Source organism: Cupriavidus pauculus (assembly GCF_003854935.1).
GTDB lineage: Bacteria > Pseudomonadota > Gammaproteobacteria > Burkholderiales > Burkholderiaceae > Cupriavidus > Cupriavidus pauculus_C.
Genome location: NZ_CP033969.1, coordinates 2,917,883 through 2,937,212, shown reverse-complemented (window position 1 = coordinate 2,937,212; position 19,330 = coordinate 2,917,883). Strand labels below are relative to the sequence as shown.

General features: G+C 67.5%; 12 protein-coding genes and 2 tRNA genes. 7 read left to right on the top strand and 7 right to left on the bottom strand.

Features of this window, described 5'->3' with window-relative positions; genetic code table 11:
* Nucleotides 1–195: 195 nt before the first annotated feature.
* The 4 genes from lon to EHF44_RS14930 all read left to right on the top strand — a co-directional run bounded on the left by lon (nucleotide 196) and on the right by EHF44_RS14930 (nucleotide 5,186).
* On the top strand, nucleotides 196–2,607 hold the full coding sequence (gene lon / locus EHF44_RS14945) for an endopeptidase La (protein WP_124685116.1): 2,412 nt from the start codon (nucleotides 196–198) through the stop codon (nucleotides 2,605–2,607).
* Between the two features lie 246 nt (nucleotides 2,608–2,853).
* Nucleotides 2,854–2,929, top strand: a tRNA-Val gene (locus EHF44_RS14940).
* 38 nt (nucleotides 2,930–2,967) lie between these two features.
* Nucleotides 2,968–3,044 (top strand) — tRNA-Asp (locus EHF44_RS14935).
* Nucleotides 3,045–3,242: 198 nt separating this feature from the next.
* Complete coding sequence (locus EHF44_RS14930) at nucleotides 3,243–5,186, top strand: SurA N-terminal domain-containing protein (RefSeq protein WP_124684384.1); 1,944 nt, start codon at nucleotides 3,243–3,245, stop codon at nucleotides 5,184–5,186.
* A gap of 108 nt (nucleotides 5,187–5,294) precedes the next feature.
* Here EHF44_RS14930 and EHF44_RS14925 read toward each other — a convergent pair whose 3' ends face one another.
* A complete protein-coding gene (locus tag EHF44_RS14925; RefSeq protein ID WP_253699858.1) occupies nucleotides 5,295–5,969 on the bottom strand; it encodes an arylesterase in 675 nt (224 codons plus the stop codon).
* Here EHF44_RS14925 and EHF44_RS14920 point away from each other — a divergent pair.
* The gene (locus EHF44_RS14920) at nucleotides 5,968–6,666 is read left to right on the top strand and encodes an ABC transporter ATP-binding protein (RefSeq protein ID WP_124684382.1); all 699 of its coding nucleotides are present in this window, start codon (nucleotides 5,968–5,970) and stop codon (nucleotides 6,664–6,666) included. The genes EHF44_RS14925 and EHF44_RS14920 overlap by 2 nt on opposite strands.
* Nucleotides 6,667–6,712: 46 nt before the next feature.
* Here EHF44_RS14920 and pgi read toward each other — a convergent pair whose 3' ends face one another.
* From pgi to EHF44_RS14890, 6 genes are all read right to left on the bottom strand, one after another.
* Nucleotides 6,713–8,341 (bottom strand): glucose-6-phosphate isomerase, encoded by a 1,629-nt coding sequence (pgi, locus tag EHF44_RS14915; protein WP_124684381.1) that lies wholly within the window; start codon nucleotides 8,339–8,341, stop codon nucleotides 6,713–6,715.
* 220 nt (nucleotides 8,342–8,561) lie between these two features.
* Nucleotides 8,562–9,521 (bottom strand): DMT family transporter, encoded by a 960-nt coding sequence (locus EHF44_RS14910; protein WP_124684380.1) that lies wholly within the window; start codon nucleotides 9,519–9,521, stop codon nucleotides 8,562–8,564.
* The gene (locus tag EHF44_RS14905) at nucleotides 9,518–11,107 is read right to left on the bottom strand and encodes an NAD(P)H-hydrate dehydratase (protein ID WP_124684379.1); all 1,590 of its coding nucleotides are present in this window, start codon (nucleotides 11,105–11,107) and stop codon (nucleotides 9,518–9,520) included. The genes EHF44_RS14910 and EHF44_RS14905 overlap by 4 nt, the downstream gene beginning before the upstream one ends.
* A gap of 77 nt (nucleotides 11,108–11,184) precedes the next feature.
* The gene (locus EHF44_RS14900; RefSeq protein WP_124684378.1) at nucleotides 11,185–12,495 is read right to left on the bottom strand and encodes a TRAP transporter large permease; all 1,311 of its coding nucleotides are present in this window, start codon (nucleotides 12,493–12,495) and stop codon (nucleotides 11,185–11,187) included.
* Entirely contained in the window at nucleotides 12,495–13,046 is a 552-nt protein-coding gene (locus EHF44_RS14895) for a TRAP transporter small permease subunit (RefSeq protein WP_124684377.1), read from the bottom strand. The genes EHF44_RS14900 and EHF44_RS14895 overlap by 1 nt, the downstream gene beginning before the upstream one ends.
* A gap of 132 nt (nucleotides 13,047–13,178) precedes the next feature.
* Nucleotides 13,179–14,150, bottom strand: coding sequence for a TRAP transporter substrate-binding protein (locus tag EHF44_RS14890; RefSeq protein ID WP_124684376.1), 972 nt, complete (start codon nucleotides 14,148–14,150; stop codon nucleotides 13,179–13,181).
* A gap of 300 nt (nucleotides 14,151–14,450) precedes the next feature.
* Between EHF44_RS14890 and EHF44_RS14885 the strand changes: the two genes are divergently transcribed.
* Nucleotides 14,451–15,029 carry a winged helix DNA-binding protein gene (locus EHF44_RS14885; protein WP_124684375.1) on the top strand — a complete coding sequence of 193 codons (579 nt, stop codon included), beginning with the start codon at nucleotides 14,451–14,453 and terminating at the stop codon, nucleotides 15,027–15,029.
* Between the two features lie 221 nt (nucleotides 15,030–15,250).
* Nucleotides 15,251–19,297, top strand: a complete 4,047-nt coding sequence (purL, locus tag EHF44_RS14880) for a phosphoribosylformylglycinamidine synthase (protein ID WP_124684374.1) — start codon at nucleotides 15,251–15,253, stop codon at nucleotides 19,295–19,297.
* The last annotated feature ends 33 nt before the right edge of the window (nucleotides 19,298–19,330 follow it).

Below are 19,330 nucleotides of genomic sequence, written 5' to 3'. Positions count from 1 at the left end.
CCGTTCGCTGGAAAGCGAGCGGCTTTTTTTCTTCAATTCCACAAACGAACGGGAGCAAACGCGGGTATGCTGTTTCAGAGTGGGTCGTGGGTGCGCTTTGGGTCACATCAGGAGCGCCCGGGAATTGATGATGGGTATCTTGCAATCGATTCCCGCGACCCTATTTACGCCTTAAATGACTGACTGGGGAAAATGATGTCCGGAACACAACTCCTCCCGGCTGAGCCGATTCGCCTGCCACTGTTGCCGCTGCGCGACGTGGTGGTGTTTCCGCACATGGTGATCCCACTGTTCGTGGGTCGCCCGAAGTCCATCAAGGCGCTCGAGACTGCGATGGAGTCGGGTAAGAGCATCATGCTCGTGGCACAGAAGACCGCCGCCAAAGACGAACCGACCGCGGAAGACCTCTACGAGGTCGGCTGCATCGCCAATATCCTGCAGATGCTGAAGCTGCCCGACGGTACCGTGAAGGTGCTGGTCGAGGGCACGCAGCGTGCAAACATCACCGAAGTGAGCGAGGACGATTCGCACTTCATGTGCGAAGCCGTACCGGTGCCGCCGGCACCCGACGAGTCGGCCGAGACGGAGGCGCTGCGCCGCGCCATCGTGTCGCAGTTCGACCAGTACGTGAAGCTCAACAAGAAGATCCCGCCCGAGATCCTGACGTCGCTGTCGGGCATCGACGAGGCCGGCCGCCTGGCCGACACCATCGCCGCGCATCTGCCGATCAAGCTTGAGCAGAAGCAGAAGATCCTGGAGATGGTAAAGGTCACCGAGCGCCTGGAGAGCCTGCTGTCGCAGCTCGAGGGCGAGATCGACATCCTGCAGGTGGAAAAGCGCATCCGTGGCCGCGTCAAGCGCCAGATGGAGAAGTCGCAGCGCGAGTACTACCTGAACGAGCAGGTCAAGGCCATCCAGAAGGAACTTGGCGAGGGCGAGGAAGGTGCCGACCTCGAGGAACTGGACAAGCGCATCAAGGCCGCGCGCATGCCCAAGGAGGCCAAGAAGAAGGCCGACGCCGAGTTCAAGAAGCTCAAGCTGATGTCGCCGATGTCGGCGGAAGCCACGGTCGTGCGCAACTACATCGACACGCTGGTCAACCTGCCGTGGCGCAAGAAGAGCAAGGTCAACAACGACCTGGCCAACGCCGAGCGCGTGCTGGACGAGGACCACTACGGCCTGGAGAAGGTCAAGGAACGCATCCTCGAGTATCTTGCCGTGCAACAGCGCGTGGACAAGGTCAAGGCGCCGATCCTGTGCCTGGTGGGGCCCCCCGGCGTGGGCAAGACCTCGCTCGGCCAGTCGGTGGCACGCGCCACGAACCGCAAGTTCGTGCGCATGGCTTTGGGTGGCGTGCGTGACGAGGCCGAGATCCGCGGCCACCGCCGGACGTACATCGGCTCGATGCCGGGCAAGATCCTGCAGAGCCTGTCGAAGGTCGGCGTGCGCAATCCGCTCTTTCTGCTCGACGAGATCGACAAGATGGGCATGGATTTCCGTGGCGACCCGTCGTCGGCGCTGCTCGAGGTGCTGGACCCGGAACAGAACCACACGTTCCAGGACCACTACATCGAAGTGGACTTCGACCTGTCGGACGTGATGTTCGTGGCGACGTCGAACTCGCTGAACATCCCGCCGCCGCTGCTGGACCGCATGGAAGTGATCCGCCTCTCGGGCTATACCGAAGACGAGAAGGTGAACATCGCCACGCGCTACCTGCTGCCGAAGCAGATCCGCAACAACGGTCTGAAGCAGGGCGAGATCGACGTCACCGAAGCGGCCATCCGCGACATCATCCGCTACTACACGCGTGAAGCTGGCGTGCGGTCGCTGGAACGCGAGGTGTCGAAGATTGCGCGCAAGGTGGTCAAGCTCCTGCTGCTGAAGAAGGAGTCGGGTGCGGTCAAGGTCGATTCGGAGAACCTCGACAAGTTCCTGGGCGTGCGCAAGTACGACTTCGGCCTGGCCAACAAGGAAAACCAGGTGGGCCAGGTGACCGGTCTGGCGTGGACGGAGGTGGGCGGCGACCTGCTGACCATCGAAGCCGCGATCATGCCGGGCAAGGGCAACATCTCGCGCACCGGTTCGCTGGGCGACGTGATGAAGGAGTCGGTCGAGGCCGCGCGGTCGGTGGTACGGTCGCGGGCGCGTCGTCTGGGTATCGCGGACGAGATGTTCGAGAAGCGCGACATCCACATCCACGTGCCCGAGGGCGCGACGCCGAAGGACGGTCCGTCGGCCGGTATTGCGATGACCACGGTGCTGGTGTCCGTGCTGACTGGTATCCCGGTGCGTGCGGACGTGGCGATGACGGGCGAGATCACGCTGCGCGGCGAGGTGCTGCCGATCGGCGGTCTCAAGGAAAAGCTGCTGGCGGCCCATCGGGGCGGCATCAAGCTGGCGCTGATCCCGGAGGAGAACGTCAAGGACCTGGCGGACATCCCCGACAACGTCAAGAACGCCATCGAGATCGTGCCGGTGCGCTGGATCGACAAGGTGCTGGAGCTGGCACTCGAGCGCAAGCCCGAGGCCCTGCCCGAGGAAGAAGCCAAGCCTGCCGAAGTGGCAGACAAGGCGGCGGCCCAGGTGGAGCGCATCCACCACTGAGCGCCAACGCTCGGACAAGACCCGCGGGATCGTATCCCGCGGTTTTTTTATGCCCGCGCGCCTCACGTTTGGTGCCGATTGGCGCGGCGATGTGGCGTGGCGGCATCCTGCAATCAATGCTTGGCAAATCGAAAAGTCTCGTATTACAATCGCGGCCTCGCAACGCAAACAGCGGCAACCAGCAGCATCTGCCGAATCGTGCGAAGCGGGATTTCCCTGCAGGCAAATCGCTTGCACGGTCCAAGTGGGTGCTTAGCTCAGCTGGTAGAGCGGCGCCCTTACAAGGCGTAGGTCGGGGGTTCGAACCCCTCAGCACCCACCACACTTGACCGTTGCGCGTTGCCGAAAAGGGCCCGATCCGGAGTGGTAGTTCAGTTGGTTAGAATACCGGCCTGTCACGCCGGGGGTCGCGGGTTCGAGCCCCGTCCACTCCGCCAAATAAAAATGCCCGCGCAAGCGGGTTTTTTTGTGTCTGTCCGCTCGATCCGCGCAGCGGAAGTCTCCCACTGGGCGAAGCATTTCTTTGACCTCTCAAAAGCTTCCTGCAGGACTTTCCGTCGGTGCAGCGCGCCGCTCCTGATAGAATCGCGAAGTTTGACCGTCGGCCCAAGGCCCAACCCTTTAACCCGAACAGCATGCTTGATTTCGTACGCAACAACCGGCGCCTGATGCTTATGCTGCTGCTGGTGCTTGTCTTCCCGTCGTTCGTGTTCTTCGGTGTCGAGAGTTACTCGCGCTTCATGGACAGCTCGCACGATCTTGCCAAGGTGGATGGCCGGACCATCACCGTGCAGGAGGTCGACAACGTCGTGCGTGACCAGAGCGAGCGCATGCGCCAGATGCTTGGCAACAATTATGATCCGCGCATGTTCGAAGGCGCCGCGGCGCGCCAGTCCGTGCTGGACCAGCTGATCCAGCAACGTGTGGTGGCCGACGCCACGGCCAAGAAGAACCTGACCGTGACGAAGGACCAGCTGCGTGAGGCGATCGCGGCCATTCCCGCCGTGGCGCAGCTCTATGGCGCGGACGGCAAGTTCGACGAGAAGGGCTATGTCCAGCTGCTGGCCCAGCAAGGGCTGACGCCCGAGCAGCTTGAATCGCGCATGCGGTTCGAACTGGCGACGCAGCAGCTTGGCAGCGCGGTGGGCACCACGGCGTTCGTGCCGAAGTCGCTGCTCGACCGCCTGATCGCCATCCGCGACCAGCAGCGCGACGTCCAGGCGCTCAACATCAAGCCGGCCGATTTCACATCGAAGGTCACGCCTGACGCCGCCGCGCTGAAGGCGTACTACGAGGCCCACCTGTCGGCCTACACCACGCCGGAGCAGGCCAAGGTCGAGTACGTCGTGCTGTCGGGCGACGCGCTGGCCGCCAGCCAGGCGGTGACGCCGGAAGAGCTGAAGTCCTACTACGACAGCAACGTCCAGCGTTTCCGGACCGAAGAGCAGCGCCGCGCCAGCCATATCCTGATCACGGCCCCGAAGGACGCCAAGGAGGCTGATCGCAAGGCCGCCAAGGACAAGGCGCAGAAGCTGCTGGACGAGGTGCGCAAGCATCCGGAAACCTTCGCCGACGTGGCGAAGAAGAATTCCCAGGACCCGGGTTCGGCCGAGAAGGGTGGCGACCTCGGCTTCATGGGCCGCGGCGCGCTGGTGAAGCCGTTCGAGGACGCGATGTACGCGCTCAAGGACGGCCAGGTCAGCGATCTGGTCGAAACCGACTACGGTTACCACATCATCAAGCTGACCGGCATCAAGCCGTCGGCCACGCGTTCGCTCGATGAGGTTCGTCCGGAGCTCGAAGCCGAACTGAAGAAGCAACTGGCCAGCAAGAAGTACACGGAACTGGCCGACGCCTTCGGCAACACGGTCTACGAGCAGGCCGACAGCCTCAAGCCGGCCGCCGACAAGTTCAAGCTGACGATCCAGACTGCCGACAACGTCACGCGCAACCCGAACCCGGCGCTGGGCAAGGACAGCCCGCTGAACAACGAGAAGGTGCTCAAGGCCCTGTTCAGCGATGACGCGATCAAGAACAAGCGCAATACCGAAGCCATCCAGGTCAATCCGACCACGCTGGTGTCGGCCCGCATCGCCGAATACCGGCCGGCCGCCGCCCGCAAGTTCGAGGACGTGGAAGCCCAGGTGCGCCAGGCATACATCGCCCAGAAGTCCGCCGAACTGGCGCGCAAGGATGGCGAGGCCAGGCTTGAAGCACTACGCAAGGCCGACAGCGCCAGCGGCTTCGGCCCGGTGATGACGGTGTCGCGGGCCAAGGCTGACGGCCTGTCGCCGAAGGCCGTGGACGCGATCATGCGCGCCGACGCCGCCAAGCTGCCGTCCGTCGTGGGCGTGGACCTCGGCGCCGATGGCTACGCGCTGTATCGGATCACGAAGGTTGGCACGCCGACCCAGAGCAATGCGGCCCAGCGCGATGCCGATGCCCAGCAACTGAGCCAGCTTGCCGGCCAGACCGAACTGGCGGCCTACTACGACGCGCTCAAGGCGCAGGCCAAGGTGAAGCTGCTGCGTCCGGCCAAGACCGAAGACGCGGCGGGCAGCGCCCCGGCCACGAACTGACGCGGCGCGCGACGCCCGTCGAAAAGAAGCCCCTGCCGGTGACGCACCGCAGGGGCTTTTTCCTTTTGGCTGCCGGACAAGCCTGGCGAGCCGGACGAGCCCGACGGGTCAGCCGGTCTTGGCAGACGTCCGGAGCAGCGGCTTGAGCGCTGGCCACACGGTATCGAGCAGCGCCGACTGGGCGGCCGAGGTGGGATGGATGCGGTCTTCCTGGAACCAGTCGGGCCGCGTGACGACCTTGTCGAGGAAGAACGGCACCAGTTCGGTCCGATACTCCTTGGCCAGCTTCGGAAACAGGCCAAAGAAGCGCTCGGTGTAGTCGGCGCCGTAATTGGGCGGGATGCGCATGCCGACCAGCACCACCTTGGCGCCCGCCTTCTGGGCGTCGCCGATGATGGCGCGCAGGTTGGCTTCCGTGGATGGCAGCGAGAAACCGCGCAGCGCGTCGTTGGCGCCCAGTTCCACGACGACGACGGCCGGCTTGTGCCGCTTCAGCAGGTCGGGCAGGCGGGTCTTGCCGCCCACCGTGGTCTCGCCGCTGATGCTGGCATTCACGACGCTATAATCGAACCGCTCGCGGCGCAGCCGCTCCTGCAGCAGGCTGACCCAGCCGGTGCCACGCGCAATGCCGTACTCGGCCGACAGGCTGTCGCCCAGCACCAGCACGGCGGGCGCCGACGGGGCCTGCGCCACGGCGGCGGGTGAACAAAGCAGGGCGACGGCTGTCGCACAACAGGCTGCCAGCATCCGCCGGCGCCCAACGTTGGGAATCTTCTCGCGCATGTCCTCTTCCATTCTTGCTGTCGAGTCACTCGGAAAGACCGTCGCCGACACGACAGGTTCGCTCACGATTCTGCACGACGTCTCGTTTTCCGTCACGGCCGGCGAAACGGTGGCCATCGTTGGCGCGTCCGGCTCCGGCAAATCGACGCTCTTGGGCCTGCTGGCGGGCCTGGACTTGCCCAGCACCGGCGCCGTGCGGCTCCATGGGCAGGACCTGTTCCAGCTCGACGAAGACCAGCGCGCCGCGCTGCGCGGGCGCCATGTCGGCTTTGTGTTCCAGTCGTTCCAGCTGGTCGGGCACCTGACGGCGCTCGAAAACGTCATGCTGCCGCTGGAGTTGCGCGGCGAAACGTCGCAGGTGCGCGAGCGTGCCACGGAGATGCTGGAGCGGGTGGGCCTCGGCAAGCGGCTGACGCACTACCCGCGGACGCTGTCCGGCGGCGAGCAGCAGCGCGTGGCGCTGGCGCGCGCGTTCGTGGCGCGGCCCGACATCCTGTTTGCCGACGAGCCGACCGGCAGCCTGGACACCGCGACCGGCGAGGCCGTCATCGCGCTGATGTTCGAGCTGAACCGCGATGCCGGGTCCACGCTGGTGCTGGTCACGCATGACCGCTCCGTGGCCGCGCGCTGCGGGCGCATCCTGACGATCGAAGCCGGCCGCGTGGCCAGCGACGAATTGATGGGTACCGAAGTCTGAAATGCCATGGCGGCCGCCTGGGCCGCCATGCTGGTCGGGCGGGCGCTCAGCCGCGCACGAGGACGCCGCGGGCACGGGCGATCAGGGCCGCCGTCGACGCATCGTGCGTGGCCTCGCCCTTGCCGGTCAGTTCCTGTTCGATGGGCCGCGCCAGGATCTTGCCCAGCTCCACGCCCCACTGGTCGAACGAGTTGATGTTCCAGACCACGCCCTGCACAAACGTGCGGTGCTCGTAGAGCGCGATCAGCGCGCCCAGCACGTGCGGCGTCAGGTCTTCCATCAGCAGCATGTTGCTTGGCCGGTTGCCGTCGAACACCATGTGCGGCACGCGGGCCTCGTCGGTCACGCCGGCGGCGCGCAGTTCCTCGGCGGTCCGGCCGCGCATCAGCGCCTCGGCCTGGGCAAAGCAGTTGGCCAGCAGCTTGGCGTGATGGCCGGGCAGGCTACGCGGCGGCACCAGCGGCGCCACGAAATCGACGGGCACGATCTGCGACCCCTGGTGGATCATCTGGAAGTAGGCGTGCTGGCCGTTGGTGCCGGCCGTGCCCCAGACCACGGGCGAGGTGTCGGACCGCACCGGATCGCCGTTGATCTGCACAGACTTGCCGTTGCTCTCCATCTCCAGTTGCTGCAGGAACGCCGGAAACAGTTCGAGCGAGGTGGAATAGGGCGCCATGCAGCTCGTCGGCATGCCGAAGAAGTTGCGGTACCAGATGCCGAGCATGCCCAGCACCACCGGCATGTTGCGCGCCAGCGGGGCCGTGCGGAAGTGGTCGTCCATGGTCCGGCCGCCCAGCAGCAGGTCTTCGAACGCGTCGAAGCCCACGGCCAGCGCGATCGACAGGCCGACCGACGACCAGAGCGAGAAGCGCCCGCCGATCCAGTCCCAGAATTCAAACATGTTGGCTGGGTCGATGCCGAACTTGACCACGGCCTCACGGTTCGTGGACACCGCCACGAAGTGCCGGGCCAACTGGTCTTCGGCCACGCCGTTCTGCAGGAACCACTCGCGCATGCTGCACGCGTTGGCCATGGTTTCCAGCGTCGTGAACGTCTTCGAGCAGACGATGACCAGCGTGCGGGCCGGGTCCAGCCGCACGAGCGTTTCGGCCAGCTCGGTGCCGTCGACGTTCGACACGAAATGCATGCGCGGCCCCTTGGGGTCCGCCAGGTGGGCCAGCGCGCGGCAGACCATGCGCGGGCCGAGGTCCGAGCCGCCGATGCCGATGTTGACGATGTCGGTGATGGTCTGGCCGTTGAAGCCAGTCCAGGCGCCGGTGCGCACGCGACCGGCGAAGTCGCGCATGCGGTGCAGCACGTCCTGGATGCCGGGCATCACCGACTGGCCGTCGACCTTGAACGGGGCATCGGGCAGGGCGCGCAGCGCCACGTGCAGCGCGGCGCGGTCTTCGGTCGTATTGATATGTTCGCCGGCGAACATGGCGTCGCGGCGCTGGGTCACGCCGGCTTCCTCGGCCAGCTTCATCAGCAGCGCGAAGGTCTCGAACGTGATGCGGTTCTTCGAGAAATCGAGGTACAGGCCCGCCGCTTCGAGCGAGAAGTCCTCCACACGGCGCGCGGCCTCGGCTTCGGCAAACCATTGCTGCATCGGCGTGTGGCGGATGGCATCGTGGTGTTGGCGGAGAGCGGTCCAGGCGTGGAGTTCAGTGGGCATGCGAAGTTCTGGAGTCTGGGAGCGGGGCCGCGCCGTCCGGCAAGGCCCTGCGCAAGTATATCGCTGGGATACGACGTCAAAAGCCGAAAGTCGCAGCAAAAAGTAACCGTGCTTGCGAACATCCGCAACGTTAGCAGCCACGCAGCCGGCGCCATATCGGCGCTTGTCTGACGTCCTGCCGCATAGACACGGCCCGCCACTTTGTGCGTGGCGGGTCGCGTCAGCGTCCCAGCCGTGTGGCTATCCGGCGCAGCAGCGGCTCGCCGCCCGCCACGCATACGCCGCCCGCGCAGATCACGGCGATGCCCAGCGCGGTAGTCCAGTCTGGCAGGTGGCCGAAGGCGAAGTAGCCGACCACGGTAGCCGAGAAGATCTGCAGGTACAGGAACGGGCTCAGGAATGACGCGTCGGCGTACTGGAACGCGCGGATCACGAAGTAGTGGCCGAGCGATCCGGTCAGGCCGGCCGATATCAGCAGCGCGCATTGCAGCGCCGTCGGCACCGCCTCGAACCAGAAGAACGGCACCAGCAGCGTCGTCAGCGCGGCCCCGGTCACGCCGCTCTGGATCAGCGTGGTCATGGGTGCGTCATGCGCGGCGATGCGCCGCGTGAGCATCTGCAGCAGCGCGAACAGCAACGCCGACAGCAGCCCCAGCGCCACGCCAAACGCATCGAGCTCGCCGCCCGGCCGCACCACCACAAGCATCCCTGCGAAGCCGATGCCCACGCCGATCCAGCGGGTCCAGCGCGCGTGCAGGCCCGGCCGTTCGCCAAGCAGCCACGGCGACAGCGCCACGACGATCAGAGGCGCGCAGAAGTTCAGCGCCGTGGCCGTGGCCAGCGGCATCAGCTTCAGCACGCTGAAGAACACCAGCGTCGACGCCAGCATCAGCGCGCCGCGCAGCCAATGCAGGCGCGGGGCGGCCGGGCGCGACAGCCGCTGCCATCGTGCCGGCCCGATCAGTAGGAAGATCGCCACCACATGGCCCAGGTAGCGCACCCAGGCCACGGCCACCACGGGCAGTCCTTGCTGGGTCAGCGTCTTGCCCGTGGCGTCGAGCAGGCTCAGGATCCACTGGCCGACCACCAGCAGCGCGATGCCGGTCAGCAACTGGCGACGGGAATGGTCGCCACCCGTGCCACCGTCAGTGCCTTGCGGTAGTGTCGCGGCCCGCGTCATGCGGCCGCGCCGCGCAGCAGCGCGTTCAGGATGTCCCGCGCCGGCAGGTAGAGTTCGCTCGCTGCCAGGCCCGCCGGGCCGGTGCCGCTGGCGACCAGGCGGTCCGCCGCGCGTCCGTGGATCCATACCGCCGCGCGCGCGGCCGCCTCGCGGGCCATGCCCTGGGCCAGCAGCGCGCCGATCATGCCGGCCAGCACGTCGCCGGTGCCGGCCGTGGACAGCCCGGCGTTGCCGGTGGGATTGATGGCGGGCGACGCGCCGCCCGGTGTGGCGATGACCGTGCCCGATCCCTTGAGCACGACGGTGGCATGCCAGCGCGTTGCCAGCGCCCGGGCGGCGGCCAGCCGGTCGCGCTGGACGTCGGCCACGCCGCTGCCCAGCAGCCGCGCCGCTTCGAGCGGGTGCGGCGTGATGACGGGCTCCAGCCCGCTGTCGGTCAGTTGCCGCGCCAGCGCCGGGTCTGCCGCCAGCAGGTTCAGTGCGTCGGCATCGAGCACCAGCGGCAGGGTGTCGCGGGCGCACCGGTCGATCAATTGCGCCAGTTGCTGGCGGGCCGCGGCGTCGCTGCCCATGCCGGGTCCGGCCACGAAGGCCGACATGGCGTCCCATGGCAGTTGGTCGACGGCATGCAGCATCAACTCCGGATGGACCGGATCGACAGGCGGCGCCGGCTGGGCCAGGAATCCGACATGGACACGGCCCGCGCCCAGATGCAGCGCCGCGCGGGCGCCCAGCAGCGGCGCGCCGGTCATGCCGTGGTTGCCGCCGATCACCGCCAGGCTGCCATAGCGGCCCTTGTTGGCGGCATGGTCGCGGCGCGGCAGGGCATCGGCAAACGCGCCGGGCTGGTTGACCAGCGCCACGGGCGGCGTGGCGGGCGCGTAGTCGAGGCCGAGCGGCGCGATGTCGACGATGCCGGCGCAGTCGCGGCCGTCCAGCGTCAGCAGGCCGGGCTTGGCGGCCAGGAAGGTCAGCGTCCGTATCGCGTGCACGGCGGGCTGGCCGGTGCCGGTATCGGCAAACAGCCCGCTCGGGATGTCCAGCGCCAGCACGGGCAGGTGCGACGCATTGAGATGGGCGATCCAGCGCGCCATTTCCCCGTCTGCCGGCCGGTTCAGGCCGATGCCGAGCAGGCCGTCGACCACGGCGGCGCAGCCAACCGGCCACGGCGGCAGGGCGGCGGCCGGGTCGCGCGGCATCGCCAGCACCGGCACCCCGGCGGCGCGGGCCTCGCGCCAGGCGCGCGCGGCATCGTCGGGCAGCCGGTCTGCTTCGCCCAGCAGCCACGCCTCCACCTGCCGCCCGGCCTGATGCAGCCGCGTGGCGGCCACCAGCGCGTCGCCGCCGTTGTTGCCGGCGCCGGCCAGGAACAAGATGCGCCCGTCGGGTACGTGCTGGCCGACCCAATCCGCCGCCGCGGCACCCGCGCGGGACATCAGCGTGAAGGGCGGCGTGGCGGCCAGGCCGGCCTGTTCGATCCGGCGGATCGTGGCCACGTCGTAGAGCGGAGCGGGTTCGGCGGTGTCGAGCGGCATCCAGGCGGATGCGGGATCGGCGGGGGCTGGGGCGGGTGGCACGGCGGTCATGGCACGGTCATGCGGAAGGCGGGCGCCGGCCCGTGGGTGCGGGCCGGCCAGAAGCAGACAGTGTAGGGGACAACGCGCTACTTGAGTTCCTTGGCCATCACCACGTCCGGCAGCCACGTGACCACGCTGGGCCAGACCGTGATGATCGCGATGGCCACCACCATCATCATGAAGAACGGCAGCGACACCCGCGCGATGTAGTTGCTGTCCTTGCCGGTCATGCTCTGCAGCACGAACAGGTTGAAGCCCACGGGCGGCGTCACCTCGGCAATCTCCACCAGCAGCACGATGAAGATGCCGAACCAGACCAGGTCGAAGCCGGCGGCCTGCACCATCGGCAGCACCGTGGCCGTGGTCAGCGCGATCATCGAGATGCCGTCCAGCGCCGTGCCCAGCACGATGTAGATGACCGTCAGCACCGCGATCAGCGCCCACGGCGACAGATGCAGCGCGGCCACCCATTCGGCCAGCGCGCGCGGAATGCCCGTGAAGCTCATCGTCACCGACAGGAACGACGTGGCGCCCAGCACGAACATGATCATCGCGGTCAGCCGCGTGGCCGACATCAGGCTTTCCCAGAACGCCTTGCGCGTCAGCGACCCGCCGGCCCAGGCCAGCCCCAGCGACGCCACCACGCCGTAGGCGGCCGCTTCCGTGGCGGTGGAGTAGCCGGCCATCATGATCCACGTAATGAACGCGATCAGGACGATGCAGGGCAGCAGCTGGCGGATCGATGCCAGCCGCGCGCGCCAGCCAAACGTCTCGGCGGCCGGCGTGCGCGACGGGTTCATCAGCGCCCACACGACGATATAGCCCGAGAACAGCAGCATCAGCAGCAGGCCGGGCAGAAAGCCGGCCAGGAACACCCGGATGATCGACACGTCGGCGGATACCGCGTAGACCACCATCGTGATTGACGGCGGAATCAGGATGCCGAGCGTGCCCGCGCACGACAGCGACCCCAGCGTGATGCGCTCGTCGTAGCCGCGCCGGGTCAGCTCGGGCAGGGCCGACTTGGCGATCGTCGCGCAGGTGGCCGCCGACGACCCCGAGACCGACCCGAAGATGCCGCAACCCAGGATGTTGACGTGCATCAGGCGGCCCGGCAGCCAGTTCAGCCACGGCGACAGCCCGTTGAACATCTGCTCGGACAGCTTGGTGCGGAACAGGATCTCGCCCATCCAGACGAACAGCGGCAGCGACGCCAGCGTGTACGACGCGCTGGACGACCACCAGGCGTTGGCCAGGTTGACCAGCGCGTCGTGGTCGGAGAAGACCACCAGCCCGACCCACGAGGTCACGGCGATGGCCACCGGAATCCATGCGCCGATGGCCAGGAAGACCATCATCACGAGCAGCAGGATCAGGGCAACAAGTACGGTGCTCATCAGACGGTCTCCCCGAAGTCGCCGGCGGCCAGCTTGGCTTCCTGCGCCAACTGGTAGCGCGGCTTCTGCCGGCGCACCACGCGCAGCCATTCGTCGGCCACCGCCAGCAGGAAGCCCAGCGCGCCCAGCACGGCAAAACTCTGCGGAATCCACAGCGGTATCACGATCTGGCCCTGCGACACGTCGTTGATCTCCCAGCTCTGCCAGGCGAACGCGCCCAGCGCCCAGGCGGCGTAGGCGGCGAACACGAGGCAGATCGACAGCGACAGCACTTCGAGCACCCAGCGCCGTTTCGGGCCGACGGCCTCCAGCAGCATCTCCACGCGCACGATGCCGCCGTGCTGGAAGGTCTGGCCAAGGATCAGGAATGCGGACGCGGCGCACAGCCACGCGACGATGTCGTCGCCGCCCTTGAGCACGATCAGCGTCTCGCGCGAGATCGACATGGCGATCATGACGATGCAGACGGCCAGGATGCAGAGGGCGCCGAGCGCGGCAAAGAGGTCAAGCAGCCGGTCGAGCCAGCGCTTGCGGGGGATGGGGGCTTCCATGGGTACGGGCTACCTGTGAGGCGCAACGGCGAAGGGCGGGCCGGACCGGGGCGGCGGCCCCGGCGTCCGGCCATGCTGCGTGCAAACCGGCATGGCCCACCGTCGGCAGGCCGGCCGGGACTGCTTTCAGGGCTACTTGCGATAGGCGTCGAGGATGGCCTTGCCGTCGTCGCCCGCGCTCTTCGCCCAGTCGTTGACCATGACCTCGCCCACCTTCTGCATGTCGGTCTTGAGCTGGGCCGACGGCGGCGCCACGGTCATGCCGTTCTTGGACAGCGTGGCCAGGTATTCCTTGGTCTTCTGCTCCGATACCTGCCAGCCGCGCTTCTCGGCGTCGGCCACGGCCTTGAGCAGGGCGTCCTGCGTGGGCTTGTCGAGCGCGTTGAACGCCTTCTTGCTGACCACCAGCATGTTCTTCGGCAGCCAGGCGTCAACCGTGTAGAAGTACTTGACCGATTCCCAGACCTTGGTGTCCACGCCCGTGGCGCCCGACGACATGAACGAGTTGACCGTGCCGGTGGCCAGCGCCTGCGCCAGATCGGCCGCCTGGATCGTCACCGGCTGGGCGCTGACCAGTTCGGCGATCTTCGACGTGGCGGGGTTGTAGGCGCGCCACTTCAGGCCCTTCATGTCCGCGGCGCTGTTGATCGGCTTGTTCGCGTAGATGCCCTGCGGCGGCCAGGCCACGGCGTAGAGCAGCTTCATGCCCTGGCGGTCCAGCACCTTGTCGGTGGTGGCCCGGGACGCCTGCCAGAGCCGGTAGGCGTCGGCGTAGCTGGTGGCCAGGAACGGCACGGCGTCCACGCCGAAGACCGGGTTCTCGTTGGCCAGCAGCGACATCAGGATTTCGCCCATCTGCACCTGGCCGGTCTGCACGCCGCGCTTGATCTCGTTGGCCTTGAGCAGGGATCCGTTCGGGTGGATCACGATCTTGAGCTTGCCGCCGGTGGCGCGCTCCACGTCGGTGGCCATCTGCTGCAGGTTTTCGGTGTGGAGGTTGGTGGCCGGGTATCCGGTGGGCAGGTCCCACTTGGTCTCCGCCCGTGCCGCCGTGGCGGCCAGCAGCAGTGCCGCCGCCGCGACTGCCATTGCCTTGACTCGCATCTCGATCTCTCCTGGTGTGGCGCACGGGCGCTGCCCGGCTGCGCGGGTTGGAACTACCTGGAACTGCCGCCGTCCCGGTGGCCATGGGCTGCGGGGCGGTACTGCGGTCACGGCAACGGGCTGGCGCCTTTTCGGTGCGGCGACGATCTGCCGCCGCAGCCGATGCAAGGGCCATGCCCAGTCACGAATTCATGTGTTCATGCTCATAATTCGCCGATAAACTGTCAAGCCAAAATTGCCCGACGCCGCCCCGGGCTTTCACCTATCGCCACCGCCCCTATTGTTCCGGAGACCTGCCCCATGCCCCGCAAGCCCGCCCCCGACCGCCTTGCCGACGCGCCCGCCGCCGGGGAGACGCGCCCGCTGGCGCGCGCCGCCGGCGTCAACATCGTATCGTCGTCGCACCTGGTCTCGGTGCGCAGCCCGGAGCTGTCGGAGTTCGAATTCGGCCTGAACACGGCCTACAACGCCTACAGCCGCTGGGTGGTGCGCTGCATGGGCGCCGCCGGGGTGCGCGACCTGACCTTCCTGGACGTGCTGGTGCTGCACCACGTTAACCACCGCGGCCGGGCCAAGCGGCTGGCGGACATCTGCTTCGTGCTGAACGTGGAGGACACCCACCTGGTGACGTATTCGCTCAAGAAGCTGGTGGGGCTGGGCCTGGTGGCCGGCGAGCGGGTGGGCAAGGAGGCGACCTACGCGACGACCGAGGCCGGCGCCGAGGCCTGCGCCCGGTATCGCGAGATCCGCGAGCAGTGCCTGACCAGCAATTTCACCGAGGGCAGCGACGAGAACGTGGAGATTGGCGAACTGGCGCGGCTGCTGCGGGTGCTGACCGGGCTGTACGAGCAGGCGGCCCGCTCGGCCACGTCGCTCTGAGCGGCAGGCCGGGGCGGGGAGGGTGCAGGGCGGGCGCCGGAAGCGCCACCGGGCGGCGGTCGCGTCCGGATTTCCCGCCGCTGTCCGTCCCCGGCGCATTGCGCAATGCAAAAAGCGGGCGCCAACAAGGTACAATAGCGGTTTTCCGACAGTCGGCATTCCATTCAGCAGTGCCGGCAGCCGCTTCAGCCCCACCTCCTCGCCTCCTGACCGTACCGATCATGGCGCATTTCTCGTGCTTCCCCGGCGCTTTGGCGCTTTCCGCCTTCCGTCAGCAACGCCTGCTTGCCGCGCTCCAACAAGTCGACGCCGATATTGAATCGGTGCACGGCCAGTTCGTGCATTTTGTCGATTCGGACACGCCGCTGTCCGCCGAGGACCAGACGCGCATCGGCGCCATGCTGACCTACGGCGCGCCGTTCGCGGCCCAGCCCGAGGGCGACCGCTTCGTGGTCATCCCGCGCTTCGGCACGATCTCGCCGTGGGCCAGCAAGGCCACCGACATCGCGCACAACTGCGGCCTGACCCACGTGCACCGAATCGAGCGCGGCATCGAGATCACCGTGGTCTGCAAGAAAGGGCTGCTGCGCGGCCGCAAGTCGCTGGACGCCGGCACGCGTGCCGCCGTGGCCGCCCACCTGTTCGACCGGATGACCGAGACCGTGATCGCCTCGCGCGACGAGGCGGCCGGCCTGTTCCAGGAGCTGCCGGCCAAGCCGCTGCAGTTCATCGACATTTCCGCCGGCCGCAGCGCGCTGGTGGACGCCAACACGGCCATGGGCCTGGCGCTGTCCGAGGACGAGATCGACTACCTGCTGGAAAACTACGGCAAGCTCGGCCGCAACCCGACCGACGTCGAACTGATGATGTTCGCGCAGGCCAACAGCGAGCACTGCCGCCACAAGATCTTCAACGCCACGTGGACCATCGACGGCGTGGCGCAGGACAAGTCGCTGTTCGCGATGATCCGCAACACGCACCAGTTGAACCCGCAGGGCTCGATCGTCGCCTATTCGGACAATTCGGCCGTCATGGAAGGCGACGTGGCCGAGCGCTGGTTCCCGCGCGGCGCAGACCAGAAATACGGCCGCCACGAGGCGCTGACCCACACGCTGATGAAGGTGGAGACGCACAACCACCCCACGGCGATCTCGCCGTTCCCGGGGGCCTCCACGGGCGCCGGCGGTGAAATCCGCGACGAAGGCGCCACGGGCCGCGGGGCCAAGCCCAAGGCCGGCCTGACCGGCTTCACCGTGTCGAACCTGATGCTGCCGGACGCCGTCCAGCCCTGGGAAAACGCCCGCGACGCGGCCCAGCCGGTGGCGCACCGCAATCCCGACGACAAGCCCGGCGTGACCGGCAAGCCGGACCGCATCGCGTCGCCGCTGCAGATCATGATCGACGGCCCGCTGGGTGGCGCCGCGTTCAACAACGAATTCGGCCGCGCCAACCTGGGCGGCTACTTCCGCGTCTACGAGCAGAACGTCGGCGGCACCGTGCGCGGCTACCACAAGCCGATCATGATCGCCGGCGGCATCGGCAACATCGACGCCGGCCACACCCACAAGGACCCGCTGCCGGCCGGCACGCTGCTGATCCAGCTTGGCGGCCCGGGCATGCGCATCGGCATGGGCGGCGGCGCCGCCAGCTCGATGGCCACGGGTACCAACACGGCCGACCTGGACTTCGATTCCGTGCAGCGCGGCAACCCCGAGATGGAGCGCCGTGCCCAGGAAGTGATCAATGCCTGCTGGCAGCTGGGCGACGAGAACCCGATCCTGTCGATCCACGACGTTGGCGCGGGCGGTATCTCGAACGCGTTCCCGGAACTGGTGGACGGCGCCGGCCGTGGCGCGCGCTTCGACCTGCGCCAGGTGCACCTGGAGGAGTCGGGCCTGTCCCCGGCCGAGATCTGGTGCAACGAGTCGCAGGAACGCTACGTGATGGCCATTGCGCCGAACGACCTGCCGCGCTTCCAGGCCATGTGCGAGCGTGAGCGCGCCCCGTTTGCCGTGGTCGGCATCGCCACCGAAGAGAAGCAGTTGCAGCTCGTGGACGCCCACGTCGATGCGGCGCTCAAGGAGCATTACCCGGTCAACATGCCGATGGACGTGCTGCTGGGCAAGCCCCCGCGCATGCACCGCGACGTGCAGCGCGTGGCACAGGCGCTGCCGCCGGTGGACGTGACCGGTATCTCGCTGGAGCAGGCCGTCACCGACGTGCTGCGCCATCCGACCGTCGCCAGCAAGTCGTTCCTGATCACGATTGGCGACCGGACCGTGGGCGGCATGAACGCCCGCGACCAGATGGTGGGCCCGTGGCAGGTGCCGGTGGCGGACGTGGCCGTGACCACGCTCGACTACAAGGGCCGTGCCGGCGAGGCCATGACGATGGGCGAGCGCACGCCGCTGGCCGTGATCGATGCACCCGCGTCGGGCCGCATGGCCATTGGCGAGGCGCTGACCAACCTGGCCGCCGCGCCGGTCAAGGACCTGAACAAGGTCAAGCTATCGGCCAACTGGATGGCCGCGTGCGGCGTGGCCGGCGAGGACGCCCGGCTGTACGACACAGTGCACGCCGTGGGCATGGAGCTGTGTCCGGCGCTGGGCATCAGCATCCCGGTGGGCAAGGATTCGCTGTCGATGCGGACCAAGTGGTCCGACGCGGACGGCGACAAGGAAGTGGTGGCGCCGGTGTCGCTGATCATCTCGGCGTTCGCCGCCGTGGATGACGTCAACCGCACGCTGACGCCGCAACTGCGCACCGACCTGGGCGATTCGGTACTGATCGCCATCGACCTGGGCCGCGCCAAGAACCGCCTGGGCGGCAGCATCCTGTCGCAGGTGACGCAGCAGGTGGGCGACAGCGCGCCGGACGTGGACAACCCCGAGGACCTGAAGAACTTCTTCAACGTGATCCAGCGCCTGAACCGCGACGGCAAGCTGCTGGCCTATCACGACCGGTCGGACGGCGGCTTCATGGCGGCCGTGGCCGAAATGGCGTTTGCGGGCCACACCGGCGTGTCGCTGAACGTCGACATGCTGACGCTGGATCCGAACCAGGAGCAGGACTACGGCGACGCGAAGAACTGGGCCCAGCAGATTGCCGAGCGCCGCAACGACCAGACGCTGCGCGCGCTGTTCTCGGAAGAACTGGGCGCGGTGATCCAGGTGCGGGCCGAGGAGCGCGACGCGGTGTTTGCCGTGCTGCGCGAGGCCGGCCTGTCGGCCTGCAGCCATGTGATCGGCAAGCCGAACACGAACGACCAGATCGAGATCTACCGCGATGCGAAGAAGGTCTTTGGCGCCGCTCGCGCCGACCTGCAGCGCATCTGGACCGAGGTGAGCTGGCGCATCGCGCGCCTGCGCGACAACCCGGCCTGCGCCGACAGCGAATACGACCGCGTGCTGGACGCCGCCGACCCCGGCATCAGCCCCGTGCTGACGTTCGATCCGGCCGAGGACATCGCCGCCCCGTTCATCGCCTCGGGCAGCCGGCCGCGCGTGGCCATCCTGCGCGAACAGGGCGTGAACTCGCAGATCGAGATGGCCTACAGCATGGACATGGCCGGTTTCGAGACTGTCGACGTGCACATGAGCGACCTGATCGCCGGCCGCGCCAGCCTGGCCGATTTCAAGGGTTTCGTGGCCTGCGGCGGCTTCAGCTACGGCGACGTACTGGGTGCCGGCGAGGGCTGGGCCAAGACCATCCTGTTCAACGGCCAGATGGCCGAGCAGTTCGCGGCGTTCTTCAACCGCCAGGACACCTTCGCGCTCGGCGTGTGCAATGGCTGCCAGATGCTCAGCAACCTTGCCCCGATCATTCCGGGCGCCGGTGCATGGCCGAAGTTCACGCGCAACCAGTCGGAACAGTACGAAGCCCGCTTCGTGACCGTGGAAGTGCAGCAGTCGCCGTCGGTGTTCTTCGCCGGCATGGAAGGCAGCCGCATCCCGATCGCGGTGGCGCACGGCGAAGGCTTTGCCGACTTCTCGCAGCAGGGCGACATCGGCAAGGTCAACGTGGCGCTGCGCTTCGTCGACAACCTTGGCGCGGTGACGCAGACCTATCCGCTGAACCCGAACGGCTCGCCGGAAGGCATCACGTCGGTGACCACTATCGACGGCCGCTTCACGGCGCTGATGCCGCACCCGGAGCGCGTGTTCCGCACCGCCACCATGAGCTGGGCCCCGGACGCCTGGAAGGCCGTCCCGGACGGCGGCAGCCCGTGGATGCGCATGTTCCGCAACGCGCGCAAGTGGGTCGGTTGACAGGACCTGCCGCCTTGGAAAAAACGTCCGCCT